The sequence below is a fragment of the Thermostichus sp. OS-CIW-30 genome (assembly GCF_054060215.1).
Genome location: NZ_JBSSCZ010000015.1, coordinates 41,657 through 58,892 on the forward strand (window position 1 = coordinate 41,657; position 17,236 = coordinate 58,892).

The window sequence follows — 17,236 nt, forward strand, 5'->3', positions numbered from 1 at the left end:
GCCTAGGCTCCAGCCTCTGCTTCTCGGGTTGCCAACCGCGCTGCAAACTCTCGGTGTTCCTCCGACTCAATTCCCCTTTGCAGCACACCCAACACCTGCTGCATGTTGCCCGTCAGCAGCGCGTCCACGGCTAACCACAACCCCGGAAACACCCGACTGTACAAAACGCCCAACTCATTGGGCTGTTGCTGCACGTACTCTCCATTCTGGAAGACATACCAGCGAAAGGCTTGCTCTTGGGTTAGCCAGACCAGATATTCCCGCACGCCGTTGCGCCGGTAGGCCCGCAGCTTATCATGCAGGTCGTAGGAAGCTGTGCTGGCGGCAATCTCCACAATCAGCTCCGGTGCACCCTCAATGTAGTCATCCTCGCTAATGCGGGACTGTCCCCCACAAGATTCGTGCATCCGCAATATGGCATCTGGCTGCGGCTCATTGTCCAAGTCCAGGCGAACGGTTGGATTGCCCGCCGACTCAACCCCCGGCGTTGCTGCTTCATAAACTCCCAGCCAGGCCATGATGTGGCTGTGTGGTCTGCCATGTCGGCGATATCTGAGGGGAGATGCCACGTAAACAATTCCCTCAATCAGCTCGGCTTTTTTGAGCTGAGGCATGGCTTGATAGCGCCGTTCAAACTCATCGCGGGTGAGACGATCGCCGCTTTCTAAGATGGGCAGTTCACGGAAGGAAGGGCTACTGACGCTCATGACCAGCTCTCTTACCAGCAGTCGCGACAGTGTTGCGGAGCAATATCGATGACTCCATCCGGGTTGGCTGGTAAGTCCATCATAGAGGGGCTGCTCTGTCGCGACAGCGTTGTGGAGCAACAATGGGCCATAGATGGGACGGGATCCCTTTCTATTCGACCCATTGAGCAGTCATCATCAGATGTCCAAGTTCTCGATCCGAACCGGCTCAAGAGGTTCTGCCAGCGGAAACCCCAGCACCTGGGCATAAAAGTAAAGCTCTGCCTCCAAAGCCCGTTTGATGTTGGCCGCCTGGCGAAAGCCGTGTTGCTCTCCCTCGAAGGGCACATAGGCCACTGGGATCCCTTTGGCCCGTAGGGCTGCCACCATCCTCTCCGCCTGATTGGGGGGCACGATGGCGTCTTCCAACCCTTGGAAGAAGATAACCGGACAATTGAGGCCCTCCAGGTGATGAATGGGGGAACGCTCCCGGTAGAGATCCCGCCGCTCTGGGTAGGGGCCAATGAGGCTGTCCAAGTAGCGAGACTCGAACTTGTGGGTCTCCTGGGCCAGGGCTTCTAGATCGCTCACCCCGTAGTAGCTGGCACCTGCTCGGAAGACGGCGTGGAAGGTCAAGGCCGCCAACGTGGTATAGCCGCCAGCGCTGCCCCCTTGAATGAGCAGCCGTTCCCCATCCACCTTGCCCTGTTCTGCCAAAAATTGGGATCCGGCGATGCAATCTTCCACATCTACCAGGCCCCACCGGCCTTTGAGAGCATCCCGATAGGCCCGTCCGTAGCCGCTGCTGCCCCGGTAGTTCACATCCAAAACGGCAATCCCCCGACTGGTCCAGTATTGGATCCCCAGGTTGAGCACGGCTGCCGTCGCCCCGGTGGGCCCGCCGTGGCTTTTCACCAGCAGGGGTGGCTTTTCGCCAGCAGGGGCAACAAAGTCTCGGTTTTTGGGGGGATAGAAGAAGGCGTAGGCCACTTCCTTGCCGCCACCGGTGGGAAAAACAATGGGCTCTGGGATCGACAGATAGTCCGGATCCACCGCCACGCTGCTGGAACGGGCCACCACCTCCACTTGGCTGGAGGGTAAGTCTAGGCAGACCAAGGCAGTGGCTTCCGTCGGGGATCCGGCCAGGAAAGCGGCTTTTTCCCCACTCACCTGCAAACCGCTGATCTGGGTGTAGGGCAAGGGGATCCCTGCCAACTGTCCTGAATGGGGATCCAGATAAGCCAGATGAGACAGCCCGTCTTGTTCATAACAGGCCAGGATGCGCCCATCGCCACAGAAGCCGTAGGTGCTCAGGCCAAACACCCACTGCGGCTCTCCAAACTCCGCTTCCATAGGGCAGAGGGGAATGGGGCCCTGGGGATCCCAGCGATAGAGGTTCCACCAGCCGCTGCAATCGGAAACAAAGTAGAGATCCCCTTGCGGTGACCACTGGGGCTGGAAGATCGACTCGGCAGGGCCACCGGCCAGCTTTTGAGGTTCTCCCAAGCTGCCGTCAGGGTTCACCTCAGACCGCCACAGTTCCGTCCCATCCCAGGGCATCTGGGGGTGATCCCAGGTCAGCCATACCAAGGTCTGGCCGTCTGGACTGAGGCGCGGGCTGGCGTAGAAGTCGTGCCCAGAAGCCAAAATCTGCTGGGATCCGCTTTCCAAGTCAATCGAGACAAGGCTGTTTTCCGGCTCTCCCTGGCGGCTGTGATCTTCCCGCACACAGAGGATGCGTCCACGCGCCCGATCCACCACCCCATCTGCATAGCGATAGGGGCCTGCTTCTGTCAGGGGCTGGGGATCCGAACCCGGCAGCAGGCGGTAGAGCCGTTGGTCAGCGAAGTTGCAAAAATACACTACCCCTGCCGACACCCAATAAGCTCCACCCCCATACTCATGCACCCGTGTCCGCACATTGAAAGGTGCCGGTGTCAGCTCCACCAGGATCCCGTCGGCAGAGCGCCGCATCAGCACGTTTCGCCCCTTCTCTTGTGGGCGACCCTCCGTCCAGTAGAGATCCCCTCCATCCCAAACTACCTGTCCCAAGCGCAGGGATCCCGTCACCACCAGGTCAGCGGTAATCGGGGATCGCCAAGATCCATAGCCGGCCTGTTGCACCATAAGCTATTAACTCTCAACTAATTCTCGACCCCAGAACCCCTATTATGCCGGCAGCAAGGGATCCCTGCCTTTGCCTACAGCCTGTGGGGAAAGGGCTCGGATTCTGGGAAAAGGTATCCCGCGATACAATTCTCTCCGGGCTGAATGGGTTTGATGGAACACGTTAAGGCAACAGGGATGCACAACGCTTTCTCGACTGCAGGATTAGCCTTTCCCCTGTTGACGTTGGGAAGGCATTCGGTGAAAGCCTCAGCCGACTGCAGTTGGGCAAATTTAACACATGGGCGAGGTGATGAGCTAAGTGCTTCCCTCTGTTGGCCGGGCTGCTGCAACAACTGGACTTCTTAATACCCTTTGCACTCACTTCGTTTCGGAGATCACCGATGGCTCTATCATTTAATCGTCGTCAAGTGCTGAAAATGGGCGCTCTGGCCGGAGCCGGGGCTGCCCTAGGGCCGCAGATCTGGGTGAAGCGATCCGTGCCCGCCTACGCCCAGGGAGAGACCATCCGCGTTGGCATTTTGCACTCCCTTAGCGGCACCATGGCCATTTCGGAAACCAGCGTGGTGGATGCGGAAAAGCTGGCCATCAAAGAGATCAATGCCGCCGGTGGGGTTTTGGGCAAGCAGATCGAGCCGATTATCGAGGATGGCGCTTCCGATTGGCCAACCTTTGCGGAGAAAGCCACCAAACTGATCGATGTGGACAAGGTGGCAACGGTATTCGGCTGCTGGACTTCGGCCAGTCGCAAAGCCGTGTTGCCGGTGTTTGAATCCAAGCAGCACCTGCTCTGGTATCCCGTGCAGTACGAAGGACAAGAGTGCTCCAAAAACATCTTCTACACCGGCGCTGCCCCCAACCAGCAGATCGAGCCTTCGGTGGAATGGCTGCTCAAGAACAAGGGCAAAGAGTTCTTCCTGGTGGGATCCGACTACGTGTTCCCCCGCACGGCCAACACCATCATCAAGGCCCAGTTGGAAGCCCTGGGGGGCAAGGTGGTGGGTGAAGACTATCTGCCTTTGGGCAACACAGAAGTTACCCCCATCATCAGCAAGATCCGGGCCGCTCTTCCCAATGGCGGTGTGATCTACAACAGCTTGAATGGCGACAGCAACGTGGCCTTTTTCAAACAACTGAAAGGGGCAGGGCTGGGGCCGGATCGTTATCCTTCCATGTCCGTCAGCATTGCCGAAGAAGAGGTGCAGGCCATTGGCCCCGAATTTTTGGAAGGGCACTTCGCCGCCTGGAACTACTTTATGACGGTGGATACGCCTGCCAACAAGAAGTTTGTGGAGGCTTTCAAGGCAGAATACGGCCAAAACCGCGTCACCAACGACCCGATGGAAGCCGCCTACATCATGGTTTACATCTGGAAGCAGGCGGCAGAAAAAGCGGGAACGGTGGAGATCGACGCCGTGCGGCAGGCAGCCTACGGCCAGACCTTCGATGCCCCTGAAGGCTTGGTAACCATGAACACCAACCACCACCTGACCAAATATGTGCGGATCGGCCAGGTGCGCTCCGATGGCTTGTTTGATGTCATCTTTTCTACGGATGCCGTGGAACCACAGCCCTGGAACCAGTTTGTGGCAGAGACCAAGGGCTTTGCCTGCGATTGGTCAGATCCGGCCAAGGGCGGTCGCTACAAAGTCAGCTAGTCCTGGCCAGGGCTGGGATCCCTTGCCGTTTGGATAGGGTCGGGGATCCCGCCTAGATGCTCGGTTAGCCTCCCTAGTTTAGTTGGAAGGAGGATCCCCTGCCCATGACCTTGCTCTTGGATAGCTTGTTTAACGGCCTTAGCATCGGCACCGTCTTACTAATAGCCGCCTTGGGCTTGGCCATTGTTTTCGGCCTCATGGGGGTCATCAACATGGCCCATGGGGAGCTGATGATGTTGGGGGCCTACACCACTTTTGTGGTTCAAAATGCCTTTCGTCCCCTAGGGGATCCCTGGCGGGATCTGTACATCTTTCCAGCTTTGGTAGCTGCCTTTGCCGTCACGGCTCTGGTGGGACTAGCCCTGGAGCGGGGGGTGATCCGCTTTTTGTATGGCCGACCGCTGGAAACCCTTCTGGCCACTTGGGGTGTGAGCCTGATCCTGCAGCAGTTTGTGCGCAGCGTCAATTGGGTGCTGGCTTTCCGCTTGGGGGCCTTCGCGGTGCTCTTTTTCGGCGGCTGGTGGCTCTTGGCCAGGCGAACGGATTGGCCGCGCCTCAAAGGGTGGACGCTGGCGCTGCTGTTGGTGCTCTCCACGGCCATTGCATCGGTGGGGGGGCGGGTGCTGGCGCAAACCTATGCTTTAGCAGTCACTCAACCCTGGTTTGGAGCCCAGAACAAAGATGTGACCGCTCCCCGTTGGCTGGGGGGTGGGATCCCGGTGGGCAACCTGTTTTTGCCCAATACCCGCCTGTTTATCATCGCCCTCACTGTCTTCTGCATCCTGGGGCTGTACTTCTTCTTGCAACGCACCCGCTGGGGGCTGCGCATCCGGGCGGTTACCCAGAATCGGGCCATGAGCGCCTGTGTAGGGATCCCTACGCAAAAGGTGGATGCCCTTACCTTTGCCATCGGTTCGGGTCTGGCGGGAGTGGCCGGCGTGGCGGTCAGCCTGCTGGGATCCGTGGGGCCGAACACCGGCCAAAACTACATCGTGGATACCTTTATGGTGGTCGTCGTGGGGGGTGTCGGTAAGCTTTTGGGCAGCATTGTGGCAGCGCTTGGGATCGGGATTGCCAACTTTGTCATCGGTTCCGGGACGCTGGCTTTGATTTTTCCCAACGTGCCCATCCTGACCGATACCCTCAACTTTTTTGCCACCACGAGCATGGCCAAGGTGATGGTCTTTGCTTTGATCGTGGCCTTTTTGCAGGTGCGACCTCGGGGCCTTTTCCCCGAAAAAGGTCGTATGGTGGATGCCTAGGGAATGATCTCGCTTGGCGAAAACTCTAGGACCAGACTCTCCATCTTCTACTCCCTCACAAAGCCCATGAAACTGGTTCATTCCCCCCGTGCTGATCATGAAGTGGCTGCTCCCGCCGCGGGTGGGGATCCCAATTCTTCTCGCAAGCTTCTGTGGGAGGCCGGGATCCTCATCGTTTTGGTGCTGGCCTTGATCTTTGTGGCCCCAACTGTGCTGTCTGGCTTTCGGCTCAACTTGTTGGGGCGGTTTCTGGCCCTCAGCATTGTAGCTTTGGGGATCGACCTCATCTGGGGCTATACCGGCATGCTCAGTCTGGGACATGGGGTGTTCTTCGCCTTGGGGGGCTACGCTCTGGGGATGCACCTGAAATTGCAATTGCCGGAAGGTCAGATACCGGAGTTTTTCAGCCTCTACGGGGTAACGGAATTGCCCTGGTTTTGGTATCCCTTTTATTCGTTTCCGTTTACGGCTGTTGCTGTGGTCTTGATCCCGGCTTTGGTGGCGGCAGCCCTGGGGTATTTGGTGGTGAGAAATCGCATCCGAGGGGTTTATTTTTCCATTTTAACTCAGGCCACCACGATTATTTTCTTTAACTTCTTCAACGGCCAACAGCGCTTAATTAATGGCACCAACGGCCTGACCAACTTCCAGACTTTGTTTGGCCTAGATGTCAACTCGTCCGAAATGCGCTTTGCTGTCTATGTCACTACAGTTCTGGCGGTGGTTTTGGCTTACCTTCTCTGTCGTTGGCTGACCAGCGGCCTATTCGGTCGGATCCTGGTAGCCATTCGAGATGACGAGCCACGGGTTCGTTTTTCCGGCTACGATCCCACCGGCTTTAAAGTGCTGGTGTTTGCCGTGTCTGCTGCCCTGGCAGGCATTGCCGGAGCTTTGTTTACCTTGCAAACTGGGATCATCTCTCCCAATGCGATGGCCGTTCCCTTTTCCATTGAGATGGTAATCTGGGTGGCGGTGGGCGGTCGGGCCAGTTTGGTGGGGGCGGTGCTGGGGGCTCTGTTGGTTAACTTTGCCAAGAGCTTGCTGAGCGAAAATTTTCCCGAAATTTGGTTGTTTTTCCAAGGGGGATTGTTCCTGCTGGTGGTGCTGGTGTTGCCGGATGGACTGGTGGGTTGGGTGCGCACCCAAGGCAGGCAGCTTTGGGTCACTGTCCAGCTTTGGCGCAGGCGCTTGGCAGATACTTCCCCAGCTTAAATCTGGCTTTCTGTCGATGTGCATCATACGCAAGGTGCAAGTTCAGAGTAAAAGGATCCCAGATCTGATGGGTGAGCCAGCGATGCCAAGTTTCCTCTCCTATTTGATGGGTTTATTTGATGGGTTGAGAATCCGGTTTGACCTTTGGCCTTTCCGTTCTTGGATGTGATCCCTATGCTTACTGCAGCTCCCACCGCCACCCGACAAATTTTACAAACTCAGGATCTCACCGTCAGCTTCGACGGCTTTAAGGCTTTAGATGGGTTGAACTTCTCTCTGGAGGAAGGAGAGCTGCGGGTGGTCATCGGTCCCAATGGGGCGGGTAAGACTACATTTCTCGATGTGCTGACGGGCAAGGTTAAGCCCACCCGAGGATGGGTGCTGTTCAAAGGAAAGGATCTGGCCAAGCTCAAGGAACACGAGATCTCGATTTTGGGTGTTGGGCGCAAGTTTCAGACGCCGCGGGTCTATCAAAACTTGAGCGTGCGAGAAAACTTGGAGCTATCCCTCAACCCTGACAAAAGGGTTTTTTCCACCCTATTGGGCAAAAAGCATCTGCGAGAAAAAACGGATGCTCTTTTGGAAACCATTGGCCTCAGCCGTAAGGATCGGGTTCCGGCAGGGCTGCTTTCCCACGGAGAAAAGCAATGGCTGGAGATCGGCATGGTGATTGCTCAAGATCCGGATTTGCTGCTGCTGGATGAATGCGTGGCCGGGATGACGGACAAAGAAACAGAAGCTACAGGAGAGTTAATTCAATCCTTAGCCCAAAGCCACACCATTTTGGTGATCGAACATGACATGGTGTTTGTACGACAAATTGCCCGCAAGGTTACCGTTTTACACCAAGGCTCGGTGCTGTGCGAAGGTACCTTTGAGGATGTGAAAAACGACCCGCGAGTGATTGAGGTCTATCTCGGATCCCACAAGGGGAAAAACTAAGCAAAGAGGCTATAGTTCTGTATCTAATCGACTCATGCGCAGGCCTATGAATACGGAAAACGCGACCGCAACACAAAACTTATCCCGAGATGGATCCGGGCCTCTCCTGGAGGTCTCCAACTTGAGGGTTTACTATGGTCAGAGTTTAATTGTGAAGGATCTCTCTTTTAAGATCTTTCCCGGCCAAGCGGTTTGCCTTCTGGGCCGCAATGGTATGGGCAAAACCACCACACTTAAAGCCCTGATGGGACTTCTGAAAGACTGCACAGGCAAAATTGCTTTTGAGGGCCGTCCTATCAACCATTACCCTCCCAATTGGCGAGCCCGCGCCGGTATTGGCTATGTACCCCAAGGTCGAGAGATATTTCCCCGCCTAACGGTTGAGGAAAACCTGCTGGTGGGGCTAGAAGCGGCACCGGACAGAGAACGGATCATACCTGAGTTTGTCTATGACCTATTCCCAATTCTGCGTTCTTTTCTTAAACGGCTGGGTGGGGATTTGAGCGGTGGGCAGCAGCAGCAACTGGCCATCGCCAGAGCTTTGGTGGCAGAGCCCAAACTTTTGCTCCTGGATGAGCCTACAGAAGGGATCCAACCCTCCATCATCATCGAGATTGAAGAAGCCATCACCCGTATTCAAAAGGAGCGGGGCGTTTCGGTGTTGCTGGTGGAGCAGTATTTTGAGTTTGCCCAAAGTCTGGCCGATTACTTTTATCTTATGGAAAATGGATCCCTTATCATGGAGGGGCCGACTGACCAAATGGACGAAGAAAAAGTCCGAGCTCACCTTTCTATCTGAGGTGGCACCTGGAGAGCCTGAAAACCTCTATAACTTTTTTGAGAGAGGCAAATGGCATCCTGCATGTTCCAGAGACCTTGCCTAAACTTCTGGAAAAGCGAGAAGTCCACCTGCGAGGGGATAGGCTAGGGTTAGCCCTGGGCTTCCTTGAGCAGCAGCGTTGGCTAAGCTAGAAACTGTTCAAGATTGCGCTAGCTTGCCATTTCCATCCACAGGTTTGTGTCTCCTCCGATTCACTTCACTGCAGAGCCCTGGCTGCACACCTACAGCGAAATTATCGATGTGCGCTCTCCGGCAGAGTTCGCAGAGGATCATTGGCCGGGAGCCATCAACTTGCCTGTACTCTACGATACAGAACGGGCGGAGGTGGGCACGCTCTACAAGCAGGTGGATCCCTTCGCAGCCCGCAAACGAGGGGCAAGCTTGGTGGCCCAGAACATCAGTCGCCACTTGCAAACCCATTTTGCCGATAAAGATCGCGATTACCGGCCCCTAATCTACTGCTGGCGGGGAGGGCAGCGCTCTGCCAGCTTGGCATTGGTGTTGTCCCAGGTGGGCTGGCAGGTTACGGTTTTGCAAGGTGGCTACAAAACCTACCGGGCCTGGGTGCGCCGACAGCTGCAGATCTTGCCCCAGGAATTTACCTACCGAGTGCTCTGCGGACCAACAGGGAGCGGCAAAACCCAGTTGCTTCACCATCTGCGCCAACAGGGATCCCAAGTTCTCGATCTGGAAAAGCTGGCCTGTCACCGGGGATCCCTCCTGGGGGCCGAGTGGGGGGTGCCACAGCCCAGTCAGAAGAGCTTTGAAAGTCAACTGGTGCAGGTTTTTCTCCAGTGGGATCCCGCCAAACCGGTCTGGGTAGAAGCTGAGAGTGCCAAAGTGGGCCAGCTCCATCTGCCCCCTGCCCTTTGGCAAGCCCTCACCCAAGCCGACTGTGTCGAAGTGCAGTTGCCTCTAGAGGAGCGGGTGAAGGGGCTGATCGCCCATTATCCCCACTGGATTGCTCACCCCCAAGCGCTGAAGGAAAAATTGCTGCCTCTGAAGTCCCGTCTTGGCCAGGCCCGCCTGCAGCGTTGGTTTGAGCTGATCGACGCCCAAGACTGGCCGCAGTTTGTGCAGGAGTTGCTGGAGCAGCACTACGACCCCACCTATCGACACGGACTGCAGCAAAACTTCAATCGCCTTCGGGCCCGGATTGAGCTGTCTGACCTTTCCGAGACCAGCCTCAGGGAAGCTGCTGCTCGCCTCATCCAGATGCCGCTTGGATCCCCATCGGTCGCGGCTAGGTGAGCACAATAAACTCCAAAGCCCGCAACACCTCAAACCAGTCGGAAACTTCCAGCCGAACCGTGGAATCGGCAACCCACCGGCAGCCGGGATAAAAAGACTTGCGGTAGGCGCGAGCGGGATCCTTGTAGTCCACTTCCAATTGAAAGTGATCCGGCAGTGGGCGAGGCCGGTAGGCCGGCAGCCGCCTCAGGGATCCCTCTACACCTTGGCGGATGGCCCGCAAAACTTGCTGCGGATGTGGCGCAATGACCGACTGGCCCATTCCTTTGTGGGTGACCACCGTCTCGATTTGGGCGTCATAAGCTTTTGCTTCAGCACACACCTCCGCATCTCCGGCTACAAACACAACTGGGACTCCCTCATAGGCAGCCGTGAGGCTGACCAGGTGAAACTCGGCGATGGCCTGGCCGTTCAGCCGGATTTGGCTAACTTCGGTGGTGTAGGTGTGGGCGAGGGGGTTGGCAGCAGATCCGGCGCGGGCATGATAGCCGATTAGGAGCAGGGCATCGTAACTGCGATCCAACTCTTGCACCATACAGTAGGGGTGGCCGCTCCAGCCGCGGATGAGTTGCACCGGCTCCGGCAACCGTTCGGGGATGAGGTTTCGCCCGGAGTCATGGGCATCTTTGACCGTGATCTGCGTGGCTCCGGCAGCCAGGGATCCCTCACAAGCCGCGATCACTGCTCGGGTCATCTGCTCTCGGAATGCCTCGTAACCCGGCTGGCCGATGGTGGCCTCATCCCAATGGCTGATGCCGGCGATCCCTTCAATATCGGCACTGATATAGACCTTCATGCTTGGCTCAGTAGACTCAGCATTGGATTCTGTTGGGCTTCATCCACCCTCAGATGCCGCTCAACATCGCTCTGCACAAGGGATCCAAGCGGTTATTTCCCTTGCGAAAGCTGCCCCTGTCTCCGTTACGGATCCCTTCCCTATTCTCAAGAAGCTCGGATGAAGAATAAAGACTCCATCCTGCTGAGGCGGTCAGAGAGCCACCAAAGAAGCAGATACCCCCTGCTGTAACTCCGACAACAATGAGGCCGGACGCCCCTTGTAGGGCCAGGCAAAAGCGTGACGAAAGGCTGCTTCCTGGCAGTGTTTGAGCTGCTCGAAATCGATAATGTCGTGGGTTAGCAGGTTTTCGTACTCAAACGGCAGCCGCACATTGTGCAAGCCGGCGTTGTCGGTGCAGATGGCGATATCTACCCCCGCCTCAAAGCAGCGGTCAAAGACAATCTTGAGGGGCTCCAAACTGGGCAGGGTTCCCGTTTTTAGATAGGTGGTGGGACAAACTTCTAGGCATTGGCCTCGCCGCGCCAGCTCCGGCAGCAATTCTGGATAGTGGAGGGGGATCTGAATGCCGTGGCCGATCCGCGAGACATAGGGCAGCAACTGTGGGTAGCAGCCATCCAAAGTTTCGTACAGGTGGGCAGTGGTTTTCAGGCCGCGGGCCAGCGCATACTTGAACAGCTCAATCCACTCGTCCATCCGTTCGCCGTAGGGCTTGTCTCCCCCGGCCAGGTCGATGGCACACACATACTCCGACTCAGCGGCAGCTTCCACCATGGCCCGGTTGATGTGGCTGGGCAGGCGTGAATGCAAACAGACGATCTGGGTGGTGACGATGGGATACTCCCGCTGCTGGCTGGCCTGCCCCACCGTCTCGATTACCTGGCGCATCTGCTTGAGGCGCTCCGCCTCATCCAGGCTGGGATCCGTGCGTAGGTAGGGAGTGTAGCGAATCTCCAGGTAGGCCAGATCCTCAAAGACGTAGGCTCCCCGCAGCAGGCGGTAGATAAAATAGGGCAGGGTTTCCAGGGTTTGCACCTGTTCCACCAGCGTGTGCAGCTCCAGGTAATCTTCGAGGGTGTTGCGCGGGCGGGTGTAGAACTCCTCGAACTCGGCATAGGTGGGAAAGCGCTCTGCCACAGGGGATCCCTGGCGGTGAAAATAGCGCCACAGAATTCGGGGGACAACCGAACCGCCCAAATGACGGTGCAACTCCGCGTGAAGTGCCATAAACGCTCTACAGTGGCCCGCCAGGGGGCAGACTTGGTTTGTTTAAGTACTATTTCTACTCTTATCCTACTCTTATCCAACCGCCTCAGGCTTGTCCAGGTCTAATCCCGCAAGCCCGGCTAGAAGTTTAGATCGTCAAGCCGATCCCCTGCCCATCGTGATAGGCGGCCAGCAGTAGGTCGGTGGTGGTATCCCAAGCAATCTCGCCCGAGCGCGATAGAGCAATGGCCCCAAAGGAGCGGCGACGTTGGCGGGCCTCTTGAAAAGACTTGGCCATGGCAGCCTTCAGGCTGAGGCCATCTTCCACTCGAATCACAATCCGCGCCGCCAAGCTCTCATCCAAAATATCTTCCCCGACACCAGTACAACTGACCCCCGCCGCCGCACTGGCATAGGTTCCCGCTGGAGTGGCCGAATCGCTTACTCGCCCCACCCGTTCAAACCCCCGCCCGCCGGTGGAGGTGCCGGCACAGATTTGCCCCTGTTGATCCAGCGCCACCGCCCCCACCGTGCCCATGGCCAGAGCAGTGAGAACCCTGGTCGGGGGATGGGTTTGACGCAACTGCACCCACTCTTGAACCCGCTTGAGAGTGGCCGGGTCATAGACCGGCAACTGCAGCTCCCGCGCCAGCTCTGCTGCCCCTTGTTCGGCCACCACGCGATCCGGGCTTGATTGCAGAGCCTGGGCCATGAGGATGGGATGCTGAACTCGGCTGACGTTGATCACCCCGCTAAAAGACTGGGTGGCCCCGTTCATGAGAGCGGCGCTCATGCGGATTTGCCCATCCGATTGCAAGACCGACCCCGTCCCGGCATTGTAGAGCGGATCATCCTCCAGCAACTGGCAGGCATGCATCACCGCCGCCTCGGCACTCTGCCCAGCCAACAGCAGCTCGTAGGTGCTCTCCACCACCTGCTGCAGGGATCCCCTCACTTTTTCCAGGCTGCTTTCCCCTTCCAGGGCGCTGCCGGCTCCGCCGTGGATGATCAGTTTGGGCTGAGGCATGATGAGATCGGTTACCTTGTGAGAACAGTGGAAGACTATATTTTGATTTTCGGGTACAACATCCACCCATGCATCTGCTCCATCCCAGGGATCCCAACGCAAAGGGAGAGGGAGCCTTAAGATAATCCTGTAGATTTGCTAAGCATAGATACTCAAGGGCGATTCTGGTAAAGGGCTGTCGGATTGCAGCCGGCAGGGATCCCCCTGATGGTATGGCACAAGCGAGGTTACATCCATGGCGCTGCCCAGCTTGCACGAGTTTCCTTGGCTGACCACGGTCATCGCTTACCCTGTGTTGGCCGCCCTATTTATTCCCCTGATCCCAGCACCGGCTGGGGATCCCAGTACCCGCGCCTATGCGCAAAAGTTGGCCGAGCGGATCCGCTGGTTTGCTTTGTTCATTGCGGTCACGGATCTGCTGATTCTGCTGGCCGGCTTCTATGTCGGCTACGATCCCGGCCAGACAGGTTTGCAACTGCTGGAGCGCTACACCTGGGTACCCCAAGTGGGCTTGAGTTGGTCGGTGGGGGCTGATGGCCTCTCCATGCCCCTGATCCTGCTCACGGCGTTTATCACTACCCTAGCCATCTTGGCCGCTTGGCCGGTCACCCTCAAACCTCGCCTCTTCTACTTTTTGATGCTGGCCATGTATGGCGGGCAGATCGGGGTGTTTGCCGTGCAGGACATGTTGCTGTTTTTCCTGATGTGGGAATTGGAGCTGATCCCGGTGTACTTGCTCCTCTCCATTTGGGGGGGATACAACCGCCTGTATGCGGCCACCAAGTTCATCCTCTACACGGCTCTCAGCTCCCTGTTTATCCTGGTGGCAGGTCTGGCTATGGCCTTCTACGGGGATCCCATCAGCTTTGACATGACGGATCTGGCCCACAAGACCTATCCACTCACCTTCCAACTGCTGATGTATGGGGCCTTTCTGATTGCCTATGGGGTGAAGCTGCCCATTTTCCCCTTGCACACTTGGCTGCCCGATGCCCACGGCGAGGCCACTGCGCCGGTGCACATGTTGCTGGCCGGGATCCTGCTCAAGATGGGGGGCTATGCCCTGATGCGCATGAATGCGGGCATGCTGCCGGATGCTCATCTTTACTTTGCGCCAGTGCTGATCGTGTTGGGGGTGGTGAACATCATCTTTGCCGCCCTCACCTCTTTTGCCCAGCGCAACCTGAAACGGAAGATCGCCTATTCTTCCATCAGCCACATGGGCTTCGTGCTCATCGGTATCGGATCCCTGACGGAGATCGGCATGAGCGGCGCCATGCTGCAGATGATCTCTCACGGACTTATCGGGGCCAGCCTGTTCTTCTTGGTGGGGGCCACCTACGACCGCACCCACACACTGGAGCTGGAAGAAATGGGCGGTGTGGGCCTGAAGATGCCCAAGATCTTCTCCATGTTCACCGCCTGCTCCCTGGCTTCGCTAGCCCTACCCGGCATGAGCGGCTTTGTGGCCGAGATCATGGTGTTTATCGGCATGGCCACCACCGATGCCTACTCTCTCCCCTTCCGGTTGGTGGTGGTTTTCCTAGCGGCAGTTGGGGTGATCCTGACCCCCATCTACCTGCTGTCGATGTTGCGGCAGATTTTCTTTGGCCCAGAGAACAAAGAGCTCACCGAACACGAAGAGTTGGTGGATGCCGAGCCGCGCGAGGTGTTCATCATTGCCTGTCTGCTGATCCCCATCATCGGCATTGGCCTCTATCCCAAGCTGGTGACCAGCCTCTACGACCAATCCACCAACGCCTTGGTGGCGCTGCTGCGGCAGGAACTGCCTCAAACTGGTGAGACGGTTGCCCAAGCTCCTGCCCTCTACAACAACTGAATGTTGAATTTGAATTGAGAATTGAGGGATGGAAGGAGATCCACTCCCTTTCTATCCCCTATTGGGCTTGCGGCCCTCACCAGCTTGAACTTGCATCCAGCCAAACAAAGTTGCGATTGTCAGTTGGATCCCTGAGGCGAAGGCGGGAGCGGGGATCACCTCTTGGGGATCCTCATGCACCGTCGGCTGCTGCCCGGCAGGGTAGGCGAAAACAACCCTTTCTTCGGGAGCCACGATCCACCCCATTTGGCAGCCGTGATCCAGGCCGATCAAGATTTTTTTGACCAGCTTCATTGGATTTTGATCGGGAGAGAGAATCTCGATCATCCAATCAGGGCAAAAGGGGATGAGATTTTGAATGGTGCCATCTTCATCTACAGGGATCCGATCCCAGGGGATCACAGAAATATCGGGCACAATCGCGTATCCGGCGAAGGTGCAGCGCAGCTCTGGAAATGCCATTCCCAGTTGAGAAGGCTCCAACATCTCGTTAATGAAGCTACCCAGTTTTAGTTGGAGACGGCTATGTTTTCCCTGTGGCATGGGCTTCTGGATAATTTCTCCTTTGATGAACTCGCTGGCGGGCTGAGTTTCCGGCTGTTGTAGAAAGTCTTCCAGAGTTAGAGGCTTGGCAGATAGACTGACCATGGCTTTCTCCCATCACGCTGCTATCCGATTAACAATAGACTGAGAAAGTATCAAAGCTGATCAAATCAAAACAGATCCCTGTCACGTTGTTGCCATGTCATTTGGCGGTCATAAGGGCTTTTGCCGGAAAACAAACCCATTAGCGGCCCCAAAATGGCCCCAAACACAAAACCGCCTGCATGGGCCCAGTAAGCAATTCCCCCACCCTGCATACCGATATTGGTAGGCGTCTGTAGGCTGGCAATGCCGTAGAAAGCTTGCTGGATGAACCAAAAGCCTAGGAACACCCAAGCCGGAACGTAGAGGGTTGTGATGAAAATACCCAAGGGCACCAGGGTCAGAATCTCGGCCCGTGGAAAACGCAAAATATAGGCTCCCAATACGCCAGCAATAGCGCCGCTTGCCCCCAGTGAAGGAATGGGGGATCCCATATCGAAAAACCACTGCGTTAGCGCAGCCAAAGCTCCGCAAGCCAGGTAAAAGATGAGGTAGCGCACATGGCCCAAGCGATCCTCAACGTTGTTGCCGAAAACCCACAAAAAAAGCATGTTCCCGCCAATGTGGAGAAAGCCCCCATGCAGAAATTGTGAGGTGAATAGGGTTACCCATTCCGGACGCGACGAAGAGGTGAGCTCCCCTCGAAAACTGGCCGTCAACTCTATCGGTACCACTGCCCACTCCCGGAAAAAAGCTGCCAGCTCTTGTGGCGACAGGGTTAGCTGGTACAGAAAAATTAAGATGTTAACGATCACCAGGGCATAAGTGACATAGGCTGTGCGGGTGGTTGGGTTGCGATCTTGCAGGGGTACCACAGTTCAGATCCGGTTGACGTCACCCTCTAGCCTAACCTGTCCTTTCCCACCCCCCCAGGCTCACCTCTAAGCCCCTACCTGAGGCTACACTGGGGTAGTCGGCTGGGAGCTATGCTTGCAGACGGATCCCTTGCCGACGAACGCATCTCGGCCAAGCTCGCTCGGCAGAGAATGGACTACAAGATAAGGATTTAGAGGAGTGGATTGATGCCCGAGGTTGAAAGCGCCACTGCCCCGCTCAAGTTTTTGATCGTCGAAGATCATCCAGAGGTGGCCCAGAACAACTGTGAGTGGCTGCAACGGATTGCAGCCGATGCTCAGTGCATTACGGTCACCAACCCTATGGACGCCATCCTGCGCTTGCAGCGGGAACAACCGGACTTGGTTGTAGCCGATCTGCTCTACGGTCAAACCAGCGGGGAGCAGTCTGCCGAGCCTGGCCTAGAGTTCCTGCGTCATATCTTTGAGAACTACCCCACCCTAAATGTGATGGCCTATTCCAGCGAGCCGCTGCTGCTAACTCCATTGGTGGGCCTGATCAGCAAACACCAGGGTGGGTTTGCCGCGGTCAACAAAATGGAACGGCGCACCGTGTTTCTGGAGGGGGCCAAAAGCGCCCTGAATGGAGAATTGCGCATGCCGCGGGAGTTGCGCGGTCTTACGAAGCTGACAGAACGAGAAATTGAGGTCTTGAACTTGCTCTGCAAAGAAGCCCTCACCGATCAGGCCATCGCAGATCGCATTCACACCAGCAAGAAGACCGTACAAAACTGTATCCAGAGGCTCAAAGAAAAGTTGGATATTTTCGGCTCTGAGGATGAGATCAATGCTCGCGTTGCCATGTGTATGACAGCCGTTCAGAAAAAGATTATCCAGTGGTGAAACAGAATAGATTATGAGTTTGTCTCTAAACACTACTTTGGCATAG

General features: G+C 56.6%; 15 protein-coding genes. 8 read left to right on the top strand and 7 right to left on the bottom strand.

What is annotated here, in order from left to right; genetic code table 11:
* Nucleotides 1–2: 2 nt before the first annotated feature.
* Nucleotides 3–707, bottom strand: a complete 705-nt coding sequence (locus ACVWZF_RS07885) for a Uma2 family endonuclease (protein ID WP_041436634.1) — start codon at nucleotides 705–707, stop codon at nucleotides 3–5.
* Between the two features lie 177 nt (nucleotides 708–884).
* Nucleotides 885–2,813 (bottom strand): S9 family peptidase, encoded by a 1,929-nt coding sequence (locus ACVWZF_RS07890; RefSeq protein WP_011433603.1) that lies wholly within the window; start codon nucleotides 2,811–2,813, stop codon nucleotides 885–887.
* Between the two features lie 383 nt (nucleotides 2,814–3,196).
* On the opposite strand from ACVWZF_RS07890, the gene urtA reads away from it, so the two are divergent.
* The 6 genes from urtA (at nucleotide 3,197) to mnmH (ending at nucleotide 9,979) form a co-directional block, all read left to right on the top strand.
* Nucleotides 3,197–4,471, top strand: coding sequence for an urea ABC transporter substrate-binding protein (gene urtA / locus ACVWZF_RS07895; protein WP_011433602.1), 1,275 nt, complete (start codon nucleotides 3,197–3,199; stop codon nucleotides 4,469–4,471).
* Nucleotides 4,472–4,575: 104 nt separating this feature from the next.
* Nucleotides 4,576–5,733 carry an urea ABC transporter permease subunit UrtB gene (urtB, locus tag ACVWZF_RS07900; RefSeq protein WP_457411232.1) on the top strand — a complete coding sequence of 386 codons (1,158 nt, stop codon included), beginning with the start codon at nucleotides 4,576–4,578 and terminating at the stop codon, nucleotides 5,731–5,733.
* Nucleotides 5,734–5,736: 3 nt separating this feature from the next.
* Nucleotides 5,737–6,945, top strand: a complete 1,209-nt coding sequence (gene urtC, locus ACVWZF_RS07905; protein ID WP_457411233.1) for an urea ABC transporter permease subunit UrtC — start codon at nucleotides 5,737–5,739, stop codon at nucleotides 6,943–6,945.
* Between the two features lie 174 nt (nucleotides 6,946–7,119).
* Nucleotides 7,120–7,887 carry an urea ABC transporter ATP-binding protein UrtD gene (gene urtD / locus ACVWZF_RS07910; protein WP_457403932.1) on the top strand — a complete coding sequence of 256 codons (768 nt, stop codon included), beginning with the start codon at nucleotides 7,120–7,122 and terminating at the stop codon, nucleotides 7,885–7,887.
* A gap of 34 nt (nucleotides 7,888–7,921) precedes the next feature.
* Complete coding sequence (gene urtE, locus ACVWZF_RS07915) at nucleotides 7,922–8,686, top strand: urea ABC transporter ATP-binding subunit UrtE (RefSeq protein ID WP_011433598.1); 765 nt, start codon at nucleotides 7,922–7,924, stop codon at nucleotides 8,684–8,686.
* A gap of 219 nt (nucleotides 8,687–8,905) precedes the next feature.
* Nucleotides 8,906–9,979, top strand: coding sequence for a tRNA 2-selenouridine(34) synthase MnmH (mnmH, locus tag ACVWZF_RS07920; RefSeq protein ID WP_457411235.1), 1,074 nt, complete (start codon nucleotides 8,906–8,908; stop codon nucleotides 9,977–9,979).
* On the opposite strand, the gene ACVWZF_RS07925 is transcribed toward mnmH, so the two are convergent.
* The 3 genes from ACVWZF_RS07925 to ACVWZF_RS07935 form a co-directional block, all read right to left on the bottom strand.
* Nucleotides 9,972–10,775, bottom strand: a complete 804-nt coding sequence (locus tag ACVWZF_RS07925) for a M55 family metallopeptidase (protein ID WP_457411237.1) — start codon at nucleotides 10,773–10,775, stop codon at nucleotides 9,972–9,974. The two genes, mnmH and ACVWZF_RS07925, sit on opposite strands and share 8 nt — an antisense overlap.
* Before the next feature lie 192 nt (nucleotides 10,776–10,967).
* Nucleotides 10,968–12,002 (bottom strand): amidohydrolase family protein, encoded by a 1,035-nt coding sequence (locus ACVWZF_RS07930; RefSeq protein ID WP_011433593.1) that lies wholly within the window; start codon nucleotides 12,000–12,002, stop codon nucleotides 10,968–10,970.
* A 127-nt stretch (nucleotides 12,003–12,129) separates the two neighbouring features.
* Nucleotides 12,130–13,008, bottom strand: coding sequence for an isoaspartyl peptidase/L-asparaginase (locus ACVWZF_RS07935; protein ID WP_011433592.1), 879 nt, complete (start codon nucleotides 13,006–13,008; stop codon nucleotides 12,130–12,132).
* 235 nt (nucleotides 13,009–13,243) lie between these two features.
* On the opposite strand from ACVWZF_RS07935, the gene ACVWZF_RS07940 reads away from it, so the two are divergent.
* Nucleotides 13,244–14,848, top strand: coding sequence for an NAD(P)H-quinone oxidoreductase subunit 4 (locus ACVWZF_RS07940; protein WP_414357523.1), 1,605 nt, complete (start codon nucleotides 13,244–13,246; stop codon nucleotides 14,846–14,848).
* 51 nt (nucleotides 14,849–14,899) lie between these two features.
* Here the strand turns inward: ACVWZF_RS07940 and ACVWZF_RS07945 are convergent, their stop codons facing one another.
* Nucleotides 14,900–15,496, bottom strand: a complete 597-nt coding sequence (locus ACVWZF_RS07945) for a Uma2 family endonuclease (RefSeq protein WP_414387789.1) — start codon at nucleotides 15,494–15,496, stop codon at nucleotides 14,900–14,902.
* Nucleotides 15,497–15,561: 65 nt separating this feature from the next.
* Nucleotides 15,562–16,308, bottom strand: a complete 747-nt coding sequence (locus ACVWZF_RS07950; protein WP_414412638.1) for a rhomboid family intramembrane serine protease — start codon at nucleotides 16,306–16,308, stop codon at nucleotides 15,562–15,564.
* A 207-nt stretch (nucleotides 16,309–16,515) separates the two neighbouring features.
* Between ACVWZF_RS07950 and ACVWZF_RS07955 the strand changes: the two genes are divergently transcribed.
* On the top strand, nucleotides 16,516–17,190 hold the full coding sequence (locus tag ACVWZF_RS07955) for a response regulator transcription factor (RefSeq protein WP_414342386.1): 675 nt from the start codon (nucleotides 16,516–16,518) through the stop codon (nucleotides 17,188–17,190).
* Nucleotides 17,191–17,236: the final 46 nt, after the last annotated feature.